At 39.7% G+C, this 26,371-nt stretch carries 17 protein-coding genes and 1 riboswitch; of the genes, 2 read left to right on the top strand and 15 right to left on the bottom strand.

Going from position 1 to position 26,371, the window contains the following annotated elements; all coding sequences use genetic code 11:
• Positions 1 to 4 precede the first annotated feature (4 nt).
• The 7 genes from cobA to MS6x_RS14385 form a co-directional block, all read right to left on the bottom strand.
• Positions 5 to 775: a uroporphyrinogen-III C-methyltransferase gene (gene cobA / locus MS6x_RS14415; protein WP_482603167.1), complete on the bottom strand. Its 771-nt coding sequence runs from the start codon at positions 773 to 775 to the stop codon at positions 5 to 7.
• Positions 768 to 2,858, bottom strand: a complete 2,091-nt coding sequence (locus tag MS6x_RS14410) for a HEPN domain-containing protein (RefSeq protein WP_482603166.1) — start codon at positions 2,856 to 2,858, stop codon at positions 768 to 770. The genes cobA and MS6x_RS14410 overlap by 8 nt, the downstream gene beginning before the upstream one ends.
• Before the next feature lie 129 nt (positions 2,859 to 2,987).
• A complete protein-coding gene (locus MS6x_RS14405) occupies positions 2,988 to 4,235 on the bottom strand; it encodes a sulfate adenylyltransferase subunit 1 (protein WP_482603165.1) in 1,248 nt (415 codons plus the stop codon).
• A 59-nt stretch (positions 4,236 to 4,294) separates the two neighbouring features.
• On the bottom strand, positions 4,295 to 5,248 hold the full coding sequence (gene cysD / locus MS6x_RS14400; protein ID WP_482603164.1) for a sulfate adenylyltransferase subunit CysD: 954 nt from the start codon (positions 5,246 to 5,248) through the stop codon (positions 4,295 to 4,297).
• A gap of 21 nt (positions 5,249 to 5,269) precedes the next feature.
• Positions 5,270 to 5,893 carry a phosphoadenosine phosphosulfate reductase domain-containing protein gene (locus tag MS6x_RS14395; protein WP_482603163.1) on the bottom strand — a complete coding sequence of 208 codons (624 nt, stop codon included), beginning with the start codon at positions 5,891 to 5,893 and terminating at the stop codon, positions 5,270 to 5,272.
• A gap of 9 nt (positions 5,894 to 5,902) precedes the next feature.
• The gene (locus tag MS6x_RS14390) at positions 5,903 to 6,166 is read right to left on the bottom strand and encodes a DUF2061 domain-containing protein (RefSeq protein WP_482603162.1); all 264 of its coding nucleotides are present in this window, start codon (positions 6,164 to 6,166) and stop codon (positions 5,903 to 5,905) included.
• 175 nt (positions 6,167 to 6,341) lie between these two features.
• Positions 6,342 to 6,752 (bottom strand): RrF2 family transcriptional regulator, encoded by a 411-nt coding sequence (locus MS6x_RS14385; RefSeq protein WP_482603161.1) that lies wholly within the window; start codon positions 6,750 to 6,752, stop codon positions 6,342 to 6,344.
• 156 nt (positions 6,753 to 6,908) lie between these two features.
• On the opposite strand from MS6x_RS14385, the gene MS6x_RS14380 reads away from it, so the two are divergent.
• On the top strand, positions 6,909 to 7,910 hold the full coding sequence (locus MS6x_RS14380; RefSeq protein WP_482603160.1) for a Rieske 2Fe-2S domain-containing protein: 1,002 nt from the start codon (positions 6,909 to 6,911) through the stop codon (positions 7,908 to 7,910).
• A 159-nt stretch (positions 7,911 to 8,069) separates the two neighbouring features.
• Here the strand turns inward: MS6x_RS14380 and MS6x_RS14375 are convergent, their stop codons facing one another.
• The 8 genes from MS6x_RS14375 to MS6x_RS14340 form a co-directional block, all read right to left on the bottom strand.
• Positions 8,070 to 10,169 carry an alpha-L-fucosidase gene (locus MS6x_RS14375; RefSeq protein ID WP_482603159.1) on the bottom strand — a complete coding sequence of 700 codons (2,100 nt, stop codon included), beginning with the start codon at positions 10,167 to 10,169 and terminating at the stop codon, positions 8,070 to 8,072.
• A gap of 33 nt (positions 10,170 to 10,202) precedes the next feature.
• Entirely contained in the window at positions 10,203 to 11,795 is a 1,593-nt protein-coding gene (locus MS6x_RS14370) for a sulfatase family protein (RefSeq protein WP_482603158.1), read from the bottom strand.
• Positions 11,796 to 11,988: 193 nt separating this feature from the next.
• On the bottom strand, positions 11,989 to 13,779 hold the full coding sequence (locus tag MS6x_RS14365; RefSeq protein WP_482603157.1) for a hypothetical protein: 1,791 nt from the start codon (positions 13,777 to 13,779) through the stop codon (positions 11,989 to 11,991).
• A 219-nt stretch (positions 13,780 to 13,998) separates the two neighbouring features.
• Entirely contained in the window at positions 13,999 to 18,549 is a 4,551-nt protein-coding gene (locus tag MS6x_RS14360) for a hybrid sensor histidine kinase/response regulator transcription factor (protein ID WP_482603156.1), read from the bottom strand.
• 79 nt (positions 18,550 to 18,628) lie between these two features.
• Positions 18,629 to 19,180, bottom strand: a complete 552-nt coding sequence (locus MS6x_RS14355) for a hypothetical protein (RefSeq protein WP_482603155.1) — start codon at positions 19,178 to 19,180, stop codon at positions 18,629 to 18,631.
• A gap of 272 nt (positions 19,181 to 19,452) precedes the next feature.
• Complete coding sequence (locus MS6x_RS14350) at positions 19,453 to 20,610, bottom strand: trans-sulfuration enzyme family protein (protein ID WP_482603154.1); 1,158 nt, start codon at positions 20,608 to 20,610, stop codon at positions 19,453 to 19,455.
• 185 nt (positions 20,611 to 20,795) lie between these two features.
• Positions 20,796 to 24,182, bottom strand: a complete 3,387-nt coding sequence (gene thrA / locus MS6x_RS14345) for a bifunctional aspartate kinase/homoserine dehydrogenase I (protein ID WP_482603153.1) — start codon at positions 24,180 to 24,182, stop codon at positions 20,796 to 20,798.
• An 89-nt stretch (positions 24,183 to 24,271) separates the two neighbouring features.
• Positions 24,272 to 25,564: an O-acetylhomoserine aminocarboxypropyltransferase/cysteine synthase family protein gene (locus MS6x_RS14340; RefSeq protein WP_482603152.1), complete on the bottom strand. Its 1,293-nt coding sequence runs from the start codon at positions 25,562 to 25,564 to the stop codon at positions 24,272 to 24,274.
• 125 nt (positions 25,565 to 25,689) lie between these two features.
• A riboswitch (SAM riboswitch) is annotated at positions 25,690 to 25,828 on the bottom strand.
• A 350-nt stretch (positions 25,829 to 26,178) separates the two neighbouring features.
• Here MS6x_RS14340 and MS6x_RS14335 point away from each other — a divergent pair.
• Positions 26,179 to 26,340, top strand: a complete 162-nt coding sequence (locus tag MS6x_RS14335) for a hypothetical protein (RefSeq protein ID WP_482603151.1) — start codon at positions 26,179 to 26,181, stop codon at positions 26,338 to 26,340.
• Positions 26,341 to 26,371 lie beyond the last annotated feature (31 nt).

Genomic DNA, 26,371 nt, shown 5'->3' with positions numbered 1-26,371 from the left:
CTAATTAAATTACGAAAGTCTCTAACTCATTAGCCTGCCCAATTAATTCAGTAATAGTTTCTCTATGCTTTACAACTTCGCCTATAACAATAATCGCAGGATTCGTTAACTGTTGCTGCTGAACTATTGTTTCTATTGTGTCGACTGTTCCTGTTCCTATTTTTTCTCGTTCTGTAGTACCATCCTGAATAATGGCAACAGGTAATTCTGATTTGCCTTCTGCCTCAAATAGCGCTACAATCTCTGATAATTTTGACATTCCCATTAGAATGACAATTGTAGCACTTGATTTTGCAGCTAAAGCGATATCGGTAGATAGTTTATGCTCTTTTGTAGTTCCTGTAATTACCCAAAAACTTTCAGAAGACCCTCTTTTTGTCACTGGTATATGCTGATTTGCAGGCACCGATAAAGAAGAGGAAATACCTGGTACAACTGCAACATCGATCCCTCTTTCAGCAGCAAATTCCATTTCCTCAGCTCCTCTGCCAAAAACAAAAGGGTCTCCCCCTTTTAATCTAACAACATGACCATGAGAGTTAGCCCTACTCACTATTAAATCATTTATCTGCTCTTGTTGATAGGCATAGCATCCTTTTCTTTTACCTACGAAAATCTTCTCAGCATTTGAGGCATAGCATAAAAGATCAACATTCACCAAAGCATCATACAAAACAACAGCTGCTCCTTCCAGAGCCTTTATTGCTTTCAATGTTATTAATTCTGCATCTCCAGGGCCAGCACCTACAACGGTTAATTTTCCTTTTCTAAGCATTTGCTAATTCTAATTTTCTGAAATTCTCCACCTGATTCAAAAATGATTTTGCACCTGTCAAATAACGTTTTGCAAATTCTTCTGATGGTTCATTTTTATTTAATTGTAGTACCAAACCGCTAAACCCTCCTGTTATGGAAAACCTACCTGTTGCTACAAATTTTTCGTCAAAATCTGCGATGATACTATTATGGGTGTTTACTTTGGTTTTTTCTGCGGTAAGCAATGCTTTAGCAGAGTTCACCATACTAGAATAGGCGTGATAAATACTTGCTGCCCATTTTCCTTCTTTAAATGCTTCTTCCGCATTTTGAATTTTTTCCTCGCTTTCAAATAGTAATGTTGCTATTAAGTCAATAACAACACCTGCACATTCCCCTACTCCAATTGCTTTTTCATAACGTTCAGAATTTCCCCAATCGATAAAATCTTGTTGCGTAAGATTTTCGATATCTGTTAGTGGCTTTAGAAAATCATAAAAATACATCTGACCTTTTTCCTGATAATAATCTGCATACGAGGAGTCATTTCCATTCGTATCAAAATCGTCTAGAATGAGTCGTAATGCTTCTGGACCTCTTTTACTAGGCACTTTTACAACCTTATCTGCAAATCGCCCTTCTCCATTTCCAACATTACCCCCACCTAATAATACCTGTAGGGCCGGAGCTACCAATTTATCCTTGGTTCTTATGGACATACCCTGAAATCCTATATTGGCCATATTATGTTGGCCGCAAGCATTCATACAACCACTTATCTTGATAACGATATCCGCATTACTTATGTACTGTGGATACTCTTCCTTAATGATTCTTTCTAACTCTACAGCGATTCCGGTGCTACTTGCAATTCCTAAATTACAAGTGTCCGTTCCAGGGCACGCAGTAATGTCCAAAGCTTTATTATAACCCGCTTCTACAAAGCCTAGCTTTTCTAATTCAGTATAGAAAAACGGAACCAATTCCTCTTTTACATACGGAATTAAAATATTCTGACGCAGTGATAAACGGATTTCACCTGCCGCATAGTGCTGCACCAAGTCTGCCAGTAAACGCGCCTTATCCGTATAGAAATCCCCAAGAAGCACCTTAATACCAACGGCTACAAAACCTTGCTGTTTTTGATATATAATATTGGTGGACTTCCATTTTTCATAAGCTTCAACATTCGCAATCTTTACATTTGGAACTGTGGTTTCTGCCAAAACTATTTTAGGGTAGGCGAGTGCATCAATATAAAATGAACTGATAGGAACTGCCTTTTGTTCTTCTTTCAATAGTTTTTTAAATCCATCTAAACCTACATCCTTCAACAAAAATTTCAAGCGTGCCTTAGCTCTACTTTTTCGCTCGCCATATCTATCAAAAACACGGATAACGCCATCCATTAAAGGAATAATCTTATCCGCAGCTAAAAAATCAAAAAGCACATCTGCATGTCTAGGTTGCGACCCTAAGCCACCACCAAGTAGCACTTTAAAACCTTTTACCCCTTCTTTTATTTTTGCTATAAAACCTAAATCATGCATATAAGACAAACCAGTGTCAGCATCACTAGCAGAAAAGGAAACCTTAAACTTTCGTCCCATTTCTTGGCTGATTGGATTCCTTAAAAAATATCGAAATAAGGCATCCGCGTATGGAGAAACATCGAATGGTTCGTCTTTATCTATACCGGCAGTTTCACTGGCGGTAACATTACGAACAGCGTTCCCACAAGCTTCTCTAAGTGTTATCTCATCCTTTTCTAACTCTGCCCATAAAGCGGGTGTACGATTTAAATCCACGTAATGAATTTGAATATCCTGTCGGGTGGTAATATGCAAACGGCCAGTAGAATATTCGTCAGAAACATCACAAATACGTTTTAACTGCTTTGACGAAACCTTCCCATAGGGCAATTTTATTCGTATCATTTGAACGCCCTGCTGTCGCTGACCATAAACCCCACGAGCTAAACGAAGACTTCTAAATTTTTCCTCATCCAATTTTCCGTCATGGAACTCATGAATCTTTCTTTCCAGTTCCAAAATATCCTTTTCTACAACTGGGTTTTCTATTTCTGTTCTAAAGCTTTGCATATCATTTAGTCGTTAAACGCTAGATTTCAGACGTCAAATTTTATTCAATATATTGCCTATAGGGCAAATAGGATTTATAAAAATGAATAGTTTAATACTATCCATCATCAAGGATAAATTTAGGTACTCTTAATTAATGAATCCTGCTCCTACCGTACTATTAGTTCGGGTGTCTATCAGGATAAATGACCCGTTAGTTCTATGATTTTTAAATTTATCATAGAAAATTGGCTTGTTTAATCTAAAACTAACCTGAGCTATATCATTCATTCCTAATGATAACGTTTCTGTGTCTATTCCAGAGTAATCTGGTGCTATTTTATAATCAATACTAAATACCTTAGCTAGTACTTTATTGACACCATGTTGTACGATATATTTGTTGCCAGCGGTAAGTTTTTGAGAATCCATCCATGAAACCGTTGCCGTAAATTGTTTGTCTATAGATGGTAAATCATCCACCTTGACCAACATATCTCCCCTACTAACATTAATTTCATCTTCCAGTGTAATCGTAACCGATGATCTTCTTGAGGCTTTCTTATACTTCTTATCATAAAAATAAATGTCCTTAATTTTAGATTTTGTTTGAGATGGTAAAGCTACAACCGTATCTCCCACACTTAATTCACCACCATAAACCTTACCGGCAAATCCTCTAAAATCGTGAAAATCATCAGTTTTAGGTCTAATAACATATTGCACTGGAAACCTTGGTGTTCCCATATTGGATACTGCTTCTAAATCTAACCCCTCTAAATGTTCTAATAAAGTATCTCCGTCATACCACGCTGTATGTTCAGATTTATGCACCACGTTATCCCCTTTTAAAGCACTTACGGGAATAAAAGTAATTCGCTGATCTTCGTAATCCCGTTTACCCATTAACTCTTGAAAATCTGCCTTTATCTCATTATACCGCTGCTCAGAAAAATCTACGAGATCCATCTTATTGACAGCCACAACCACTTCTTTTATTCTGAGCAAATTATTTATAAAAAAATGCCGATTTGTTTGCTCTATTACTCCTTTTCTAGCGTCTATCAAAATAATGGCAGCTTGTGATGTAGACGCACCGGTTACCATGTTACGTGTATATTCTACATGCCCAGGGGTATCTGCGATGATATAGCTTTTTTTCTGAGTCGAGAAATAAATATGGGCAACATCAATAGTTATGCCCTGTTCTCTTTCTGCCACCAAACCATCTGTAGCCAACGAGAAATCAAGGTAATCATAACCCTTTTGCTTGCTTGTCTTTTCAATAGCCTGTAACTTATCAGTTGTTAAGGATTTAGTATCGTATAGGAGCCTACCGATTAAGGTGCTTTTACCATCGTCTACGCTTCCTGCTGTTGCAATTTTAAGTACTTCCATAATTTTAGTAATAAGTAAGAGATTTTGTATTAGTTAAAACTAGTATCATGTCTCCCTTACTAGAAATATCCTTGTTGTTTTCTTCTTTCCATGGCTGCTTCTGAGCGCATGTCATCTATACGTGCGCCTCTTTCAGAAATAGTTGAATTTCTAATTTCCTGAACAACAGCATCAATATCTGTCGCTTCTGAATATACCGCAGCTGTGCAGCTCATATCGCCCACCGTTCTAAAACGAACCATTTCCTCTAACACTTCCTCATCCTCTTCCTGATACACATAATCTGAATGTGACCATATTAATCCGTCTCGCAAGAATATTTTTCTTTTATGTGCAAAATAGATAGAAGGAATTTCCATCTCTTCTTCTTTTATGTAGGACCAAACATCTAATTCTGTCCAATTAGAAATAGGAAATACCCTTACGTTCTGCCCTAGTTCTATCTGTCCGTTCAGCATATCAAATAATTCTGGACGTTGATTACGTTCATCCCACTGTCCGAAGTCATCCCGTACCGAAAAAATACGTTCCTTAGCCCGCGCTTTTTCTTCATCCCTGCGCGCACCACCAATACAGGCATCGAACTTAAACTCCTCGATTGCATCCAAAAGCGTTGTCGTCTGCAAAGAATTTCGACTTGAATACCTGCCAGACTCCTCTTTTACCTTTCCTTGTTCTATAGAATCCTGAACATTTCTAATAATGAGTTCCAATCCTAATTCTGCGACTAATTTATCACGGAATTCAATAGTTTCGGGGAAATTATGCCCTGTATCAATATGCATTAGAGGAAAGGGAATTTTCGCCGGCCAAAACGCCTTTTGTGCCAACCGCACTAGCGTAATCGAATCCTTACCTCCAGAAAATAAGAGTACCGGCTTTTCAAACTGCGCCGCTACTTCACGAAAAATATAAATAGACTCGTTTTCAAGTGCATTAATTTGCGAAGTGTCATTTAACAATGCTGCCTCAGGTTTCTGTGACAACGCTAATTCTATACTACTAATTTCCATATGTCTCTTTTCTTACTTCAGTTAAGTATGTAAACCACATTCCCTATTCTCCAAGACCTTTGTTGGGTCAAAATACCTATGTTCGTTAGGTAAATTCCGCTCTTTCAAATAAGCATCTAAATGTGTATCGCTCCAATGGTAAAATGGACTTACTTTTAGCACTCCATCCTTACTTAAACTCAGAATATTTAAGCTATCTCTGTGCGCCGTCTGCCCTTTTCTAAGATTTGTAAACCAAACATCTGGTTTGTGGGCAACCATTGCCCTTCCAAAAGGCTCTAATTTCACTTGCTCCGTAAATAAAGCGTGCCTATCATCATCAATTTGAGGTATTCCCATAACCGCATCCCTATGCGCCGTTGTTTGCTTGGGTACATATAAATCTATATTCAAACCTAATCTTCCAATAAGTGCGGCTGCATGTTTATACGTATCAGGGGTATTGTACCCTGTATCACACCAAACCACAGGTATATCGTATTTAACTTGAGATACTGCATATAAAATAGCCACTTCATAAGGCCTGAAGTTGGTTGTAACTATGACATTCTTTGACCGTTCAACCGCCCAAGAAATAATTTCTACCGGCGGTATTCCTTTAAATTGAATGTTTAACTTAGTTATTTCCTCATGTGTATATTTCATACCGAATTCTTACTTACCCCAATTAACTCTATTCCACAAACGCTCGTGAAAAAAATATAAAAACATCTTTGTTACAAAATCTATGGACGCGATCGATGCCGCAACAACAACCTCACCGGTAAGCAAATATGAAATTAATAGCGTATCTAGCGTACCAATAATACGCCAGCTGACTGCCTTTGCCACACTACGAATAGGACGCTCCGATTTCTTATCGGATTCATACTTGGTTTTTATATTATTCCTATCAAGAACTAATTGATCTACAATCATACTTTTTCTATCTCTCTTATTACCCTACTAATTTAATAGGATAACAAAAATAGAATTTATATTGACTTTAAAAGCATATGGATTGTATTAATTTATAATTAACCTATAGATTTAATAGATTAATAATAAATGATGTAGTTAACTGAGAATATACTAAACAGTTAATTCGAATAAACTAGGAAAGTAAGTCGGCTAATGAATTGTTACGGTACACCGCTAAATTAGCATCCCTAACCTTAAGCATTAGCTTATGGACAGCACATTCATTCTCGTTTGGACAATCCTCACAGGTTTCATAGAAATTTAAACTAACACAAGGTACCATAGAAATGGGACCCTCCAAAACACGCATCACATCAGTCATTAAAATATCTTCTGGCTTTTTTATCAGGTAATAGCCGCCACCTTTTCCCTTTTTAGAACCTAAAAATCCTGTTTTCCTAAGGGAGAGTAAGATACTTTCTAAAAATTTCTGCGAAATATTCTCTTGCTCTGCAATTTCTGCTATTTGCACCGGTTTTTTATCCTTTTGAACTCCTAAATAAGCCAAGGCCTTAAGTCCATATTTTGTTTTCTTGGAGAGCATGTAGCTAATATAGGGAAAAGGGATTGAACTTTTATAAAAAGCATGAATCGACTATTATTTTAATATGATGCCATTTTGAATAAAGTCAATAAGCTGTTTCTGCATAGCTAAATGTATATATTTACATGAACACCCGTTCATGTAAACAACATTCTAATGGAAAAACAACATCATATCTTTCCCGAAAAACTGTTTGGCTGTTGGCACCCCGTGGGTTATAGCCATGAGATTACCGCAGACAAACCCTACGGCACCATTTTATTGGATGAGGCGGTAGTAGTTTGGCGTACTGCCGATGGAAAGGTTCACGCAATGCGGGACGTCTGCATTCACCGTGGAACAGCACTTTCCTTGGGCTGGATAAAAGACGATTGTCTGGTTTGCCCTTACCATGCATGGCAGTTTAACAAGAAAGGGGATTGTGTACTGATTCCACAAGCCCCGGAGGCTGAAATTCCTGCAAAGGCAAAAACACCAACCTACAACTGCCAAGAAAAGTTTGGTCTGGTTTGGGTCTCCTTTACGGAGCCCGTTTACAATCTTCCGGATATCCCAGAATACGAGAATACAGAATGGAAACTGGTCAACACCGGACCTTTTGATTGGAAAAGCGATAGCTCTAGGCAAGTTGAAAATTTTACGGATTTTGGTCATTTTCCATGGGTACATCCAGGGCTATTGGGCGACCCTGAAAGACCCAAGGTACCGGAGTGTAAAGTCACTGTAAAAGACGCCGTATTGCATTATTCCGTAGTACGGCCAGAGGCAGCAAATACCGATGATTTTCCCATATTCGCGAATGATGATGTAGTAAAACCGGAGCGCCAAAGTCGTTATGAACTTCATCTCCCCTATAGTATAGTACTACGATTGGGATGGGGTGGAGAAAAAGGCATGGTCTACTTTTTCGTTTCTCAGCCTATATCTCATAACAAATGCCGTGGTTATTGTATCATAGGTCGGAACTACAATTTAGATGAACCGGATTCCGTACTTCAGGACTTTGAAAAGGTCATCTTTGATCAAGATAAACGCATTGTGGAGTCTCAACGCCCAGAACAGGTTCCATTTGACTTTACTGAAGAGCTACATCTTAAGTTTGATGCCGTGGCCATGAATTACCGTAGGGCGATGAAAAAACAGCAGTTAGATTACTAGTAAAAAACTAAATTAAAAACTAGCCTAACTTTCTAATTAATGCCACGTTTTCTTAGGGCATTTTTTATTTACCAATCCTCACATTATAACTATGAAGTTTACGATACATCAAAAATCATGTTACAATCAGTGAAAACATCTGTGATGCATTAAGTCTGTTTATCCTTTCGTTAATACACCGATTTCGGCAAAAGATGCCCTTGGGTCTTTACCGGCAGTTTTTATAGCTTTTAGCTTGATATATCTTGCTTTAGTCTCAGTAAATCTGACTTCCTGTTCCAACCTACTGTTGATTACATTTGAAAACTCCCCCTCGGCTACCAAATTCCACTGTATTCCGTTATTACTTGTGTAAAAGGAATAGTCGGTCACAATACCAAAAGGGTAGCGTTCTTGATTTGGCCAATAGGTAAATCCGTTCACAGAATACACCGCTCCAAGATCTATACTAATTTCCTGTGGGCCTGGTGTCTTATTGTCCGTAGCCCAAACCGTATTCGGATCGTCGTCCATTACATTCTGTATGGCCTCCATAGTTCCCGAACTGACCGATACCACCTTCCAAGCGGCCTTGGGAGTATCAAAACGCCTGCTTACCGTTTCGCTTATCGTATCGCTTTCAGGGTCATAAGCAATTGCGTTTAAGTTCGTCGGTGCCTGCACGATAAACGGTGCTTGATATTTTTGAGAATATTTGGTCGGCACACTTCCATCTAAACTATAGTATACCTCAACGGCCGTTTCTGGAACGGAAATACTCACCATGCCCGCTCTGTCTCTTTTAATGATAGGTTCTACCAATAAATTTGGCGCTCGGTATATTTCTAAGTTAGAAATAAGAGGCGGTCCTTTAGCTGCTTCAATATCCAACCTCAAGGCTGTTGCCTTTACCGTCTTGAAGCGAAGAATGCGTTTATACCCGATAGTGGTCTGTGTATCTATAGGAACCCACTCTTCCCCTATTTTAGCAGCTATAGAAAATCGTTTGACCCGCTGTCCCAAGGCAATATATTCCTGTAAGACAACACGGTTTATTTCGGTAGGCTGGGAAAATTTCATTGTAACCTTTGCAGTAGTAACATTGTCATCCGTAGTCCAATAGGTGTCACTATTTCCATCTATAGTGTTTTGCGCTCCATAGGTAGCACTACTCCCACGTACATTACTTGCAGAAACCTCGGAACTACTAGCCAGTTCTTTGGCAAAGTCGCCATCGATTTGTTTTCTTAAGCGCATTAATTGCCTTTTATCATTTTCATGGACTAAACCTCTAGCATCTACCGGAAGGTTCAATAAAAAATTACCATTCCTACCAACCGACTCATAATAGGTGTCCACCAACCTAGTTAGCGATTTTACTTGATGGTCCTCTCTAGGATGATAGTACCACCCTGGCCTTATGGAGGTATTCACCTCAGCGGGCAGCCAATGCGTTCCATCTTCATGTCCAGAACGCAGCTCTACATATCTAGGCCATCCCGGATAAATCTCGTCGCGCCGCATAATGCTCCAATTGGTCTCATTTGCAAATCCTTCTTCAGTTCCTACCCAACGAATATCCGGACCGCCGTCACTAAAAATAACAGCATTGGGTTGTAAATCACGAACTATTTCTGTGACCCTATCCCATTGATAATAGGTTTTACTATCTATTTTACGGGTTTCATTGGCACCTCCGTAATATCCAGAGCCACCATTTGCACCATCGAACCACACTTCATATATCTCCCCATAATTGGTCAAGAGTTCGCGGAGCTGTTCGTGAAAATCGACTACATATTCTGTTGTTCCATAATTTGCGGCATTTCTATCCCAAGGAGACAAGTAGACCCCGAATTTCAGTCCAAACTCCGCACAGGCTTCCGATAACTCTTTTAGTACGTCGCCAGATCCGTTTTTCCAAGGTGAATTTTTCACGGAATGTTCGGTGGTTTTGGTTGGCCACAAGCAAAATCCATCGTGATGTTTTGCCGTAATAATAACTCCTTTCATGCCTGCATCCCTAATCACTTTTGCCCATTGGCGCACGTCCATTTCCGTAGGATCAAACTGCTCTGGACGTTCCCCTCCCGTACCCCATTCCATGTTCGTAAAAGTGTTCATATTGAAATGGATGAAAGCATAATAGCCCAATTCCTGCCAGGCCAATTGTCGCTCTGAGGGAATTGGTCCAATAGGTTCTGGTGGCGCCACCTGAGAACAGGAAACACACAAAAATAGAGTTGAAAAAAGCAAAAATATTTGAACCGAATACTTCATATAAGCGTGGATAATTTTAGTTTTAGAACAAAACTACTCTTTCATAAAAGCATCGATTTGATGCCATTGGTCTCCATTTAAATGCAAGAGTTCGTTCTGTTGTGGCAGCCCCGGTGTGCTTCTGCCGTTTTCAATATACGATACCATCAATTCCGTTAGTTCTTCTACAACTTTAGGATACTCCGAAACCAAATTTTTCTTTTCCGAAGCATCCATTTCTAAATCATATAACTGAAATTTTGGCATATTGGTAGTATCGTCTTTACCTGGAGCAGGATAACTCCATCCGCCGGAACCAGGAACGAAAATTAGTTTATACTTTCCTTTCCGTATCGCAAAATTGCCGTTTACCGAATGATGAACTGTAGCTTGGCGCTTGTAAGAAGTAGTGTCGTTGGGATGTAGCAAGGGTAGTAAAGAAAAACTATCTTCTGCCTCTGTTTCTTTAATATCGACGTTGATTACATCCGCACAAGTAGCCATAAAATCAGTAAGAGAAATCGTAGCATGGGAAATACTATTAGATGATACGCGGGTCGGCCATTTTACAATAAAGGGAATACGGTGACCACCCTCGTAGATATCTGCCTTGTGGCCGCGAAAGCCGGCCCTAGAATCATGGGCATGTTGCGCTAAAATTTCAAAATCGGACTCTGGAGATGGGCCATTATCACTTGTGAAAACGATAAGGGTTTCATCTGTTAGTCCTTCATCATCTAACTTCTGAACCAATTGCCCCACATAGTGATCTATCTGCATCATAAAATCCGCATAGTAATTTATGCCACTCTTTCCCTGCCATTCCGGTGTGGGAAGGATAGGGGTGTGCGGCGAAGGTAATGCCAGATATAAAAAGAAAGGGGCATCCTGTTGTGATCGCTCCTTAATATAGTCCATAGATCTTTTAAAAAAATTGGGTGTAACGTCTTCATGTACAAAATCCGAAGCCGTAGGGCCTTTTCGCCACCACGTATATTTTCCATTATCTACCGTTACCGTGTCTACTAGTGCCGTGATTTGTCCATTTTCCACGTAAACATAAGGCGCCATATCCAGTGATCCGGAGAGCCCGTATGCATAGTCAAAACCAAGTCCGTTAGGTGAACGGCTGATATTTTTGGTAAAATCAAGATTGTCAAAATCCTCCGGATTCCAGCCTTCTCCTCCAAAATTGGCCGTATCCTTTTCCGCCCAGTCCCAGCCCAAATGCCATTTTCCAATAAACGCCGTATGATAGCCTGACTTTTTTAATAAAGATGCTACCGTGCTTCTGCTTTCCGGAATCAATGCCTTCGATTTTCCTGTAACAACACCTGTTTTCAAGGGACTACGCCAACTGTAGCGTCCCGTAAGAATTCCGTAACGAGTGGGCGTACAAACCGCGGATGGACTATGGGCATCTGTAAAGCGCATACCTTGAGCGGCCAGTTTATCTATATGAGGGGTTTTGATTTTTCCTGCTGGATTATAACTGGATATATCGCCATATCCCAAATCATCGGCCAAGATGTAAATGATGTTGGGTGGTTTTGGCTCCTTGGGCTCGGTCTGTTTTTCTTCTTTGCAGGAAGACTGCAAAACAAGTAGCAGTATGGAAAAGACTAGAAAATAGGATTGTTTTGGCATGGCGGTACACTTTACAGAATAATGTTAGCTAAAATACACAATTGATGCTATTTAGCAGTACTGGTCGGGATAACGAAAAACCTAGCCATGATAAGAAGATACTAAAAAACCATTCCAAAGGTTGTTCACCCTGAAATGGTTTTTAGCTAACTCAATATCCATTATCTAGTTGGACAAAACTACCTTTGCATCTTTAATCTTTTGTTATGCGGTAAATAATATTTGCTCCACCCCCAGTCACATATATGGCACCGGATAGGCTAACAGTAACACTATCAAAGAAAAAAGTGGGAGGTGTACCCTCAAGACCAGGGCCACCAAACTCAAGTCCCTCGGCAATTACCGTCTTCTCACCTGTTACTAAATCAATGCGAGAAAGACGAGCTGCACCCGTTTCGGCAACAATCAAAGCGCCATCTATATCTAAGGCCAATCCTTCTGGATTAATTAGGCCACTAGCAACTTCAACCGGCGCCATAGGCGTTTTGCCTTCAAAACCAATCTGCCATACAATACCCGTGAACCAATCAGCCACCCAAAGGGTTTCCCCATCGGTGGTCAAACCGCCAGGGGCAAATACGGTTGCATTGTCTATAGGAAGTATCATTGCATTATCACTTGCCCAGACCACGCCTCCAAGTCCAACATCCGAAACAGCAATATCCTCTTGTACCCTTACCGCATCTACAGGGGCGCCCATGGGATAATTTTCTACTATTTCATTTGTTTGAGGATTAAAAACTTGAACCCTAGCATCGAACCATGAGCAAACTATGAGGTTAGTGCCATCCGCGGAAAGATTCATCGACACTACCAAGGCTGGCTGAGGAGGATTTGGCGGTATCAAATAGCCTTTATTATTATTTTCTTGGTCCCCGTTGGTAGCGTTGAGCTGTCTAACGTAATAATGATCCGCCACATATAGTTTATCAACATTGTCGGCTCCGTCTAAAAAAGCTAAGCCTTGCGGAGAAATGATTCCACCTGGGCTAATAGTACGTAGTTCTCCATTGGGAAGCAATTCGCCCACCCAGCCTTGGTCATTATTGGTCATGTATAAGCTTCCATCTGTATCGAAGACCATATTGTCGAGACCAGGATCTAGAGTGGTGAACAATGTTGAGGCTCCGGTCATAGGATCTATCTTAAATACCTCTCCGGTTTGATCTAGCACGGTAAGCATCCCCTCTGGATCAAATTTTACAGCTGCAGGATTTACAAATCCTGTGGCTAGTATCTGGGCTGATCCATCGGCAAAAGGGTCGGATGTAGGATCACCGGTTCTATCCACATCTACGCTTATCACAAGCCCACCCGCAAACGAGGGGCCGTACAAGCGCCCGTCAGGACCGAAGTCAAATGAATTAAAGAACCCCAGCGGAAATGGATTGGCCTCTGTGGCTACGATAATAGGTCGTGGAAGTTCCTCAAGATTTGGGTCTAGTTCATATAAGCCATCCCCCAAAAAACATAACCCTACAAATAGTCGCCCATCATCCGAGAACGCAATAGGGTTAACCCCTGGTGCAACAAACTGTTTGGTAACGGTCCCATCGGGTTCTTTACGACCTACTTCACCTACCAAGATATCGGTCCAATAAAGGGACCCATCTGGCCCAAAAACAACATCATCTGCTCCTATGACCTGCGTTTCCGATCCTAAACGCTCACTTATTGTTCCATTCTCTTTATCCATCACGGCAATCTCCAAACCAAGAACACTACCAATATAAAGATTACCGTCTGGCCCAATATCCACGCCATTTGCTCCTTTAAGAGCCGCCCCCTGGGTTAGTTCACTTACCGAATAGGTTATTGGAGGGTCTACGGTTTCCTCAGGAATTTCTTCGGGAATCTCTATTTCCTCTTCTTCTTCAGGAACCTGCACCGTGTCATCATCGCTACAGGAAAAAGTAAAGATCAGCATGGCTAATAAGAAATACTTTAAAATTGGCATTGCCAATAATTGTTCACTAGTTTTCATAAGATTTTCGTTTAATAAGGTTATACTTCTACCCCTAAATCCAATAGGTGTTTTATGACCTTAGCACAACTAAAGCGCAACATGAACAAAGGATAGACCTAAACTATCCTTTTCCCTTAATAAAGACTTGTACTTAGCTTGTACAAAAAGGACGGAGATTGTATTGGAAGGAAAAAAAGGAATTCTAATCGTTTTGTAACGGTAAATAAAGGTATTTACCTATACGCTATTTTGATCACGCCATTGTTGGGGAGTCGAACCAAATTCCTTTTTAAAAACCCTACTGAAATAGGCAGGATCATTAAAACCACAATCGCTGGCAATGGCCGAAATTTTAAACCCAGAGTGTAAAAGCAGTTCTTTTGCTTTTGACAAGCGGACGTAACGAATAAAATAAGTGGCCGATAACCCAGTCAAAGCAGATAATTTGCGGTGCACTTGTGAGTTGCTCAACGCTATGATACCGCATAACTGTTCCACATCAAATTCAGCATCATCCAAATGTGCTTCAATAGCTTTACTCACTTTTAAGACGAAGGAATTATCTAGATTGTTCTTTAACGGAATGTTTTCATCTTGAACCCTAATTTGCCTACCCTTGAAAACCGAAATTTTCCTTTGGTTTTCAATAGCTGAAACTACAGTAGGGGTATCCTCTTCAAGAAAACCTTTTTCAATCGATGAACGATAATATTGCTGTAGCAATTGGCGTAACTCGAGAAGATTTTTAACCCGTAATAACAATTCTTTTTTATGAAAAGGTTTAGTTAGGTAGGCATCGGCACCCTGTTCCAGGCCTTCCAATTTGCTTTCCATATCGGCTTTGGCCGTTAGCATTATAATCGGAATATGACTCGTTCGCTCATCGGTCTTCAGCGTACTACATACTTCAAACCCATCTTTATAAGGCATCATCACATCGAGTACTATAAGGTCGGGGGTCATTTTAAAGGCCAACTCTTCACATTCCTGTCCGTTTTTTGCGATTTCAATTGCGTACTCTTTTTTCAAGCAAGATGCGATATACGTGCGCACATCTTCATTGTCATCGGCAATCAACACTAGGGGTCTATCCTGTCCGTTATTGTGATTCAACTGTAGTTCTGGGGTCAAATAAGATAATGCGTTGTCCGCATTTAGAACAGGGTCTTCGATACCGATTTTTGTTTCCATAAAGGGAATTTCCCTTGACGGTTCCTCAAAATCTGAAATATTTCGTATTGGTAATGCCACTTCGAATTCAGCACCTTTACCCATATAGCTTTTGACCTTAATCGTGCCCTCCATCAGCTTTGCCAATTCACACGTCAATGCCAAACCAATACCCGTACCTTCTCCTTGTCGGGTATGAGAACTATTCACTTGATAGAAGCGGTCAAAAATATGGGGCAAGTCAGCTTCGGCGATACCAATACCCGTGTCTTTTATTTTAAGGATAAAACGATTGTCCCTAACCCCGTTCGAAATATATATATGACCTCCTCTTGGTGTGAATTTGATCGCGTTTGACATAAGATTGGAAACTATCTGCTGCAATCGCGTTTCATCAAAGTCTATGATCAGTTCTTCTACATCCGTAAGGAAATGGATCAGGACACCTTTGTTCTCGGCCATAGAATGAAAGCTTTCGGTAAGATATTTCAAGAAAGATATAATATTGGCCTGCTGATAGTTCAATTTTAATTTCCCCCCTTCCAGCTTGCTCAGGTCTAGTATTTGGTTGACCAGAAAAAGTAGGTTTCGACCATTGCGGATAATCATATTTAAACCCTCCTGAAAATGTGCTTTCGGGCTATCCAATACCTGATGCGCCATGCCAAGAATAACCGTCAGAGGGGTACGAAATTCATGGGTAATGTTGGTATATAATCTAGTTTTGACGGCATCCAGTTCTTTTAAGCGCAACGCTTCCGCTTTTTGTAATTTTTGCTGGAGCTTAAACCTATAAAAAGTAAAAAAACTCCCTCCGATAACTACGGCATAACATAAATAGGCCCACCATGTACCCCACCATGGAGGGTGTATGGTAATTTCCATACTTGCACCTTCTTCATTCCAAATGCCGTCAGCGTTTGATCCTTTGACCCTAAAAGTGTAATTGCCCGGAGAGAGGTTGGTATAGTTGACTTTACGCTCTTTTGATGGTAGTGTCCATTCCGTATCATAATTTTCTAACTTCCATGAATACAGATTGTCTTCTGAACGAAGGTAGTGCAAGGCCACAAACTCAAAACCAAGATCTTTTTGATAATGGTCAAGGCTAATTTCATCCGTATAAGCCACCGATTTTGTAAATAATTTTCCATCTGGGGTGCCATAACTACAATCGTTAACACTCATTGCCAAGATGACCATGGATGGAGGCAAACTATCCTTTTTCATAAAATCCTTAGGATCAGTTCTGTTGATGCCATTACCTTCTCGGCTACCCAGCCATATAATACCGTCATTGGATTTTAAACTTGTCATAAATATTTCAGGATGATTCTGAAAACCGTCCTTATTAGAATAACTTTTAAAGGATTTTGTATTTGTATCAAAAACGGAAAGCCCCCTTGCTGTTGGCAGCCATAGTTGACCTAAATCATCAGAAACGAGTTCGCTACCGTCAAGAATATCATTATGTAAAAGGCCTTCTGACTCCCCAAAAATCTCCACGTCATTTACCTCAGGACCTACCAGTGACAAACCGCCCCCACTATAGGTACTGACCCATAATTTTCCGTTTTTTGCCTTTGCGTAAGAAATAGTGGATGGCATATCTAAATTGGTATTGCGATAAAATATATCTTTTTGATCATCATAGCGATTTAATCCACCATCCGTACCTACCCACATCCGACCTAAATCATCTTCTGTTATAAATCGGATTTCATTACTACTGATTGATAGTGAATCTTGAGGGTCGTACCCATAATGTTTAAAGCGCTTTTCCTTTTTTAGATATTTAAAAAGCCCATTCGAATTATCTTCAAAATCACCTAACCAAACTACCCCTCTTGAATCTAGAAATAAAATTGGAATCCAATCACTAGGCAAACCACGTTCTTTGTTGAGGGCAAATTCATATTTTTCCCTTATTTCAAAAGAGCTTCCATCTAAAACGTAAATCCCAAGTTGATCCACGGATACCCATATACGGCCATCGGCATCTTCTTGTATGGCATTGACTTCAACCCTGTCTTTTTTATAATCAACATCGGGAATAAAATCTATTTTTTGAAATTTTTGTTGCGTTTCTTGATATCGATAAAGGCCCTGCCCATAAGAACCTGCCCAAAGATTTCCTTTTGAATCTTCATAAAATCTATTAATACTTATTGGTGATGCATCCTGAACGGTACCTATTTGTTGAAAACCGCCATTCTGTTTTTGTCTGGCGATGCCAGAGCGCGTGCCTACCCAAAATCGCTTCTTACTATCTTCAAATAGTCGTATAATGGTATCGGAGGGAATACTGGATGGGTTTTTGGGGTCATTTTTCAAAAGTTCTATTTGTCTAGTCTTGGGGGATTCTTTATAAATGCCAGGACGATAAAACAGCCAAGAAAGCCCCGAATTATCTGTAAAACTTTTTATACCTGTACCAACTGGTGTATTTGGATTATTTGGGTCATTGAATTTTGAATCATAATACGTAAAAGACTTTGTACTAAATTCATAACGTATAAAGTGCAAAGGGTCATGATATCCATTTGATAAATTTGAGACCAAAGCAAATCCTATTCCTTCTTTATTTTGTTCGCCCGGAATAATCATATCAATGTTTTTATAGCCCTGATTAAAATTTAACGAACCTTTGCCAAATGATAAATGGGTATAGCTATTTTTTTTAGGATCTATGACCGTTATTTGGTTATTTACATGCAATGCCCAATAATTGCCCTTCAAGTCGGCAAAAGCGAACCGCACTTCTGAATCGGGTAAAGAATTATTACTTTTCTTATTAGTTGTGAACTGTTGTATACTTTGTCGTGTAATCGGATCTAAAATATATAGGCCATGCTTTCCTATCAATAAAAGGTTGTCATTAGATAATGTAGTTAATGATGTAAGCGTGTCTTTAATTTCAGTTCCAGGTATTTTTTCGTTATTCGCAGCCATCAATTCAAAACTATCGGTGTCAGGTGTCCATATCCTAAGATTTCCAGAAGGTTCTACATACCATAGACTGTTGTCTATTTTTGACTGTACAAGATTTTGCAAGCCAAGTAAGTTGTTTCCAAATGTTTCTGTGTAAGGATACGCTTTTGCAATTCCTGTTTTTGGTTCAAAACGGGCAAGTACCAAGGTATCAACTGTATAGTTTAGGAACCATATATTGTTTTGAGCGTCTTCGAACAATGTTTCGACGTATGAAATATGCATTTCTGGCGATTCTTTAAATTGGGGCTTATACCTACCAACTCTTTCAGTACTTGGGTCAAAAGAATAAAGCTCATTAGTGCTTAAATGACCCATCCATAATTTACCATCTTTAGTTTGTATAAGACCTCCATTAGCGTGTCTTAATTTTGTAATACGCTGATCAGTCTCATTTTTAACCTCCTTATAGACCTTAAAATCATAGCCATCGTATTTAACCAAGCCATTTTGGGTCGTTAACCAAATAAATCCTTGATCATCTTGCAGTATATTTCTCACGTATCCTTCTGGCAAGCCCTCTGCTACTCCGTACTTTTCGTAGGCTATTTTTTTCTCCTGCGAAAACACAGATTCTCCCTGTACTGAATAGACTAGTATAAGAAGTATAGAAAAGGTATGCCTCATTTTTTAACTTTTTAAGTTGGTATTTGTGCGCTAACCATGCTGGATTTGCTCTGCTTTATTTTCATACCAATTTTTGTCTTCACTCTGACCGGTCGTGGTAACGATGTAATTTTAACAGTATGTTTGAATTTATTTTTAGCGTTAGTATTAAAGCAAAGATTTTCATTCCCCCATTTACAAAACCGTTATAGCCTCGTAAGCTGATGAACAACATAAGAATATACGGGTTTGGGTGCAGTGACTTTACCTCCTTCGCCGCAACAATAGTTGGCAATCCGGTCGGTATCGGTAAATCGATAACCAGAACTACTTTAGGAAGTAAAAAAGTATCTTGGCCTGGAGTAAATACGGCTGGCATTATAGCATAAGTAACTCTAGGAGTATCAAGAGTATGCAGATCGGACTGGCCAGCAAGCATTTTATTCGCTATAGCTGGGACTATCCTAGGGTGTTTACGAGGGATAACCTTTGGCGGCTTAATACTGTCTTTCGGTACTAGGTACCCGTTGGCCTCGACTACTCTTAATCGATATTTTTGTTCCAAATCGGCAATATGTTGTATACAAGAATTTAGAATTACCCCAAATAGCAACAACATACCAAACAAATAAATAATTTTATTTGATTGCATCACAAAATTTATTATTAAAAAGGGGGGGGAATAAGGTAGTCGTTTTATTTACCTGTGGCAGCGATAACAAAAACTTTCGATTTTCTGTTACTTTTCCATTAGGTCTTACTTAGCCCATTGTTCGGACGGTTAAAGTATTTCCAAAAACACTATTTAAAAATAAGACTAATTTGTGGATTTTTAAACTAAAAAGTATAAAAACACTAGGTATCATAATATATGAACACTAGATACTCAACGGTCACTATGTTTAATATAACATCAGTAAAAAATTACCCTAAGGCCTGCCTAATATCCCCAACAATATCATTTATATGCTCTAAACCTACAGAAACGCGAACCATACCATCTGTAATACCCGTTTCGGCTCTTTCTTCTTTTGACAATTTACTATGTGTAGTAGATGCCGGATGGGTAACAATACTTCTGGAATCTCCTAGGTTGGCGGAAAGTGATAGCAGTTTTATGGAGTCGAAAAACTGTTGTCCTGCTTTTAGCCCTCCTTTAACTTCAAAAGCTACGACACAACCACCGGCTTTCATTTGCTTTTTGGCAACTTCATATTTGGGGTGAGATTTTAAGAACGGATATTTTACCCAATTTACTTTTTCGTGGGCCTCCAAAAAGGCGGCAAGTTTCAGGGCATTTTCACAGTGCCGGTCTACCCTAACCGCCAAAGTCTCCAAACTTTTGGAAAGTACCCAAGCATTGAAGGGTGATAGTGCTGGTCCCGTAATCCTGGAAAAACGATATATCTTATCGATTAAATCGGCGTTACCTACCGTAATTCCAGCCAAAACTCTACCCTGTCCATCCATCAATTTTGTACCGGAATGGATGACCAAATCGGCACCAAATTTTATAGGTTGCTGTAAATAGGGTGAGGCAAAACAGTTATCAACCACCAATATCAAATCGTATTTTTTAGCGATTACGCCCAGAGCCTCCAAATCGAGCACATCTACTCCTGGATTGGTAGGTGTTTCCGCATAAATGAGTTTTGTATTTGGTGTAATCAGCTCTTCAATAGTATCCAAAGCGTCTATCTTGAAATAGCTATGGGAAATGTTCCACTTTGGAAAAAAGTTGGTTAAAAGGGAATGGGTAGAACCGAAAATACTACGTGCAGAAATCATATGATCTCCACTATTTAACAAAGCGGCCAAGGTAGAAAAAACGGCTGCCATACCGCTAGCAAAGGCAAAACCAGCCTCGGCACCTTCCATTTGGCATACCTTTTCTATAAACTCAGACGAATTGGGATTGGAGTAACGGGAGTAAATATTCCGTTCTTTTTCCTCTGCGAACGAAGCTCGCATATCTTCCGCATCCTCAAACACAAAACTTGAGGTCAAGTAGAGCGGAACAGAGTGTTCCAGATGCGCTGTGCGGTTTAACTGGGTACGTATGGCGTTTGTTTCGAATTTCATGGTATCTTATTTAAGTCATGCTGCAAAAGGGAAATGTCTAAATTTTATAATGTCGTGTTTCTATTCGTACCTCGCTTCGAGACATCACGCTAAAAACGAGAATCATTTAGTGTGTTCAGGGTTATATTTTATGGCTTGGATTTTCAATACTACAGGCTAACAACTTGCCACTAACCGCTTATCACTCACATCTTCTCCGCGATCCTCAAAATATCACCAAAAACCCCTCTCGCCGTAACCGCGGCACCGGCCCCTGCTCCTTGAATCACTAACGGATTTTCTCCATAGGATTCTGTGTATATCTCTATAATAGAATCCGACCCCTTTACCTGGCCCAAGGCGCTTTTCTTTGATACCGAGACCAATTTTACGTCCAGCACTCCTTTTTCCTTTTGTAAATTTCCGTGTAGATTACCTACATATCTTAATACGTGATTCGGTTTTTGATTATTTTTAATTTGATTGAACTTTTCATCCAGAACTTCCAAATTGTCCATAAAAAAATCAGTATCCACCGTTTGTAAATTTTCTGGAATTAGATTATCAATATTGATATCGGAAAATTCATTTCTTAAATCAAGCTCCCTGGCCAAGATCAAAAGTTTACGGCCAACATCGTTGCCGGATAAATCTTCCCTTGGGTCAGGTTCTGTGTAGCCGCGTTGCATAGCATCTTTCAGGATGGATGAAAAAGGAGCATCGACTTCCGAAAAAGTATTGAAAATATAACTCAAAGAGCCCGAAAACACCCCATTGATACGAGTGATGTTCTCACCGGACAAGTGTAGTAATTTAATGGTATCTATGAGCGGTAGACCAGCGCCCACATTGGTTTCGTACAGGTATTGTTTCTGATTTTTTGCCAATTCCTCTCGCAGCAATTGATAATAATCAAAACCTAAAGTATTGGCTATCTTATTTGAAGAAACCATATTAAAACCGTTCTCTACAAAATCAAAATAATGGGCTACAAAGTCCTCACTAGCAGTATTATCTATAGCTATCAAATTTTCTAAATGATGGGCTCTTGCAAAATCAAAAATATCCTGTTGGGTATAAGGGCGTCCTTTGGTTCTTAGTTCCGATTTCCAGTTCTTGGAAACGCCATCGGCATGCAATACTACCTTTTTAGAATTCGCAATGGCAAAGACCCTTAAATCTATATGCTTTCTTTTAGCAATCGTTTTAGCCGATTTTAAAATTTGGTCTATCAGTGTACTGCCCACATTTCCATGACCAAAAATGGCGAGATTCACTTTTTTACTGAAGCCGAATATCTGCCCATGCATAACGTTCAAGGCTTTAATTAAATCGTATTTATTCACCACCAAACTCACATTCTTACCGGAGACCGTATTGTTGAACAATAAAGGCGTAATCTGATTTTTAATGAGCGCATTATAGGGTTTATGAAACGTGCTTAAATCCTGACCTACGATGGAGATGACCGAAACCTCGGCTACTACGGTTATCAAATTGATATCCTTGGATTGAAAATCTCGTGCAAATTCTTCTTCTAACGCTACTTTTGCCCTTATTGCCTTGGCACGCTCCACCACTAAACCGATTCCCCGTTCAGACGAACCTTGTGAAATAATACTAACGCTTATATTATTTGCTTCCAAGGTTTTAAAGATTCGCGCATCTATGCCCACTTTTCCCAAGAGTCCCCTACCCTCTAAATTTATAAGGGCCATATTTTCAATGACGGACAAGCTCTTTATACCTTCTTTACTGGATTTTGCGCTTATGAGCGTTCCTTCACTATCATCGTTGTAGGTATTCAGGATACGTAAGGGAATGTTTTTTTCTATAAGAGGGATAATAGTTTTAGCGTGAAGAATGGTCGCGCCAAAATTGGCTAGTTCATTGGCTTCCGCATAAGACAAGTGTGACAGTCGTTTAGCTTCTTTCACATAATCCGGATTCGCCGTGAAAATTCCATCTACATGGGTATAATTCTGTAACTCTGCCGCATCTAAAAAATTAGCTATCAATGCGGCGGAATAATTACTTCCGTTTCTGCCTAAAGTAGTAGTCTGCCCATCTTCGGTAGCTGCTATAAAACCTGTGATTACAGGTACGGAATCTACCGGCAATGCTTCCATAGTAGCCTTCAGTTTTGTCCTAGAAGCTTTTTCAATCACTTTAGCGTCACTGAAAGTCGCATCCGTGGTCAAAAAAGTACGAGAATCGACTAAACTGGCCTTAACTCCTTTCCCTATCAACAATTTAGTAACTAATTTTGCTGAAATCAGCTCTCCGTAGGCTAACACCTCGTCCTTGATTTTTGCACTATAATCGCCTAAAAGAGAGACTCCTTCTAACAATTTGGCCAAACTTTTGAATTCTGACGAAAGGTCTATGTTATTATAGGTGTGTCGTTGGTATTTTTCAAAGTCCTCAAAGTCCGAAATATAATTGGCTCCTTTGGTGGCTTTTTCCAACATGTTTTCCAATTGGTCGGTTGCTTTTTCCCTAGCAGATACCACCACGGCAATATGCTCGCCGTTTACCACTTTGGTGCATATCAGCTCCAAAACACGTTCCAACCCTTCGCCATTGCTCAAAGATTTACCCCCAAACTTGAGCACTTTTAGCTTTCCTGTTTTTCCATTGGTATTAAAAACAGTGTCCAGCAATTTTTCCAACTGTTGAAACTCTATCAAAAAAGCATCATGACCATGGAGGGATTGGATTTCCCCGTAGGTAACATTGCTATTGGCCTGTGCAATTTGCTTAAAGGTATCCTTATTTTCTTTCGCCGTAAAGAACAGATCTGAATCCACTCCCACAATATGTATGTTAGTAGCGCTGTTTTGCAAGGTTATAAATTTATCTTCTCCATCTCTCGTTACATCGATTGTTTTCAGCAATTGGTTCATCAGCTTATAGGCAGATAACTGAAACCGTTCCTGTAATTTTTTCCCATGGTGGGTTAACCAACTCTCAACATTGAAGACTTTTAGCTCTTCGTTGGTACTGCGCTTAAAACGTTCCTTGAAAGATTCTGGCGTACGATAGCACAACATAGCGTGCATACGCGCATCATGAACGGGTTGCTTGGAATTAACCAAGAATTGTTCCTGTATCTGGCAGTTGCCAATGAGCCAGTCGGTAGATTTCCAATCGGAGGCTACGGGAATTAAATGTTCGGTTAGATCTGGACGCAATACCGCCATTTCCCAAGCAATACCACCACCTAGCGAACCGCCAATTATGGCGAATAACCTGTTTACGGCCAATTGCTCCAAACCCAACAGAAAGATAGATGCCATATCACCGGCCACAAAGTCCTTATAGTTGTCTATGACAAATTTATCGTATCCGTTTCCTGGGATATTAAATGCGAGTATGGTATATTTCTGAGTATCGATACATTTTTTGTCTCCAATTAAGGTAGACCACCAACCTTTGGGCCCAGTAACATTAGAATTCCCTGTTAATGCATGGTTGACCATAACGATGGGTGCCGTATGCAGTTCCTTACCAAAAACCTGATACGAAAGTTGAATATCCTGCGTTACACCATTAATGGTCGTAAAATTCTTTATCTGTAGCCTTTGTAACATTCTTATCTAAAAAAAAGATTTTATAATTTTAAAAACAGTCGAGATATAATTACATCTCGACTGTTTTACATAAGATCATACTATGCCATTTAAACCAAGATAGCCTTATCTACTTTGGCAAAGGCATTTTCCAAATCGTTCTTAAGATCTTCCGTATCTTCCAAACCAACAGAAAGGCGAATTAAATCTGGACCTACGCCAGCGCTCAGTTGCTGATCCGCTGTTAATTGTTGGTGTGTAGTGCTGGCCGGATGAATAATTAAAGATTTTGTGTCCCCAATATTGGCCAGCAAAGAAAATATCTCTGTCGCGTCCGTAAACTGTTTTGCCGCTTCAAAGCCACCTTTTATACCAAAGGTGACCAAACCACTCTGTCCTTTAGGTAGGTATTCCTGGGCCAAATCGTAGTATTTATTACTTTTCAAACCAGGATAATTTACCCACGCGACCTCATCCCTACTTTCTAACCAAGTGGCTAGTTCCAAGGCATTGGCGCTATGCTGCTTAATTCGCACTGGTAAGGTTTCCAATCCTTGAATGATCTGAAAGGCATTGAACGGACTCAAAGCACCGCCGTAATCACGCAGTCCCTCCAAAATCAACTTAAAGGTAAATGCAGCAGCTCCTAAGGCTTCGCTATATACCAAGCCATGGTAGCCTGCAGACGGCTCTGTAAATTCTGGAAATTTTCCGTTGGTCCAATCAAAGGTTCCGGCATCGATGATGGCACCGCCTAACGAAGTTCCTTGCCCGCCTATATATATTGTAAGGGAATGAATGACCAGATTCGCTCCATGCTCAATAGGGTTCAACAAACTTGGGGTAGCTACGGTGTTATCTACAATAAATGGCACCTTTGCCGCCTTGGCCTGCTTGGATATCGCTTTTAAATCCAATACATCCAATTTTGGATTTCCAAGGGATTCCACGAAAAAAGCACGTGTATTTTCTTGAACGGCCTCTCCGAATTTTTCGGGCTCGGATGCATCTACAAACGTAGTGGTAATACCCAATCTAGGTAAAGTGACATTCAACAAATTAAAGGTTCCGCCATACAGACTGCTTGATGCCACAATATGGTCTCCCGCCTTTAAAAGGGTTAATAATCCCGTAGAAATAGCTGCCGTACCGGAAGCGAAAACAACCGCTCCAACACCACCTTCCACGGCGGCCAAACGGTCTTGTAAAATTTGGTTGGTAGGGTTGTTCAACCGTGTGTAAATGAAACCCAATTCTCCTAAGGAAAAAAGATTTGCGGCGTGGTCCGTGTTATTGAAAACATACGACGATGTTTGATAGATGGGAACAGCACGCGTGCCGCCATTAGTTTTTGTGTCGTGTCCTGCGTGTAAAACGTTCGTTGCCAGTTTGTGTGTACTCATGATTTTAGGTTTTTAAATAGTTTAAATAATACATTCAAAAGCCAAACCCTAGCCAGCCGACATTGCGGTTAGGTAAAATCAAAAAGTTATAAGAAAGAGAAAAAATTGCCAAAGGCAATTAGTTTTCGTTATCTATTCTTCCGTCTAGATATGAGACACTGAAACGACTTCAGTTTGAAGATAGAATGTAGCACCTTCTTTGTATGGAACAAAGGGTTGCTAAGGTTTCAAAGGGTCTAATCCCTCCACCTTTCTTGATAACTATTCAATACGTGTTTGAACTTTGTTTGATACAAATTAAAGGGAGAAACATTTAAAAACCTAATGTTTTTCAAAAATTTCACAAAATCCTAGTGTTATTGTAGGATATACCAAAAAGAATACCATAATGCCATGAGCTTATACTTCACTTATCTATTCTATAAGGGGGCATAGCGTATTCTCTTTACCAAAGACAATAAATTTTGCGATAAAATATGATCTTGATAAGCTATTGTAATTTTACAATCCTAAATAAAAAAAGAATGCGATTGCATAAATTGTTAGTCTTGCTACCTTAAACGAGAGAAATAATTCTAAACATTAGCTACCTTTCAAGTATTAAAATATTTCAAATGAAAACAAAAAAGAATAGTAGAGAACAATTACCTTTAGCGGATATGCATGCAGATGGAACACGATTTGACAAAAAAACACTCGCTGCTTTAAAAGCCCAAAGAAAGATAGAAGACGTAAAGAATAAGATACCCGATACTAAACAACAGGAAAGGGACTAGTCTACATTACAAATTGCAACTACTTTGGCTA

The organism is Maribacter sp. MS6 (assembly GCF_056839185.1).
This window is presented reverse-complemented; position numbering and strand designations above follow the sequence as displayed.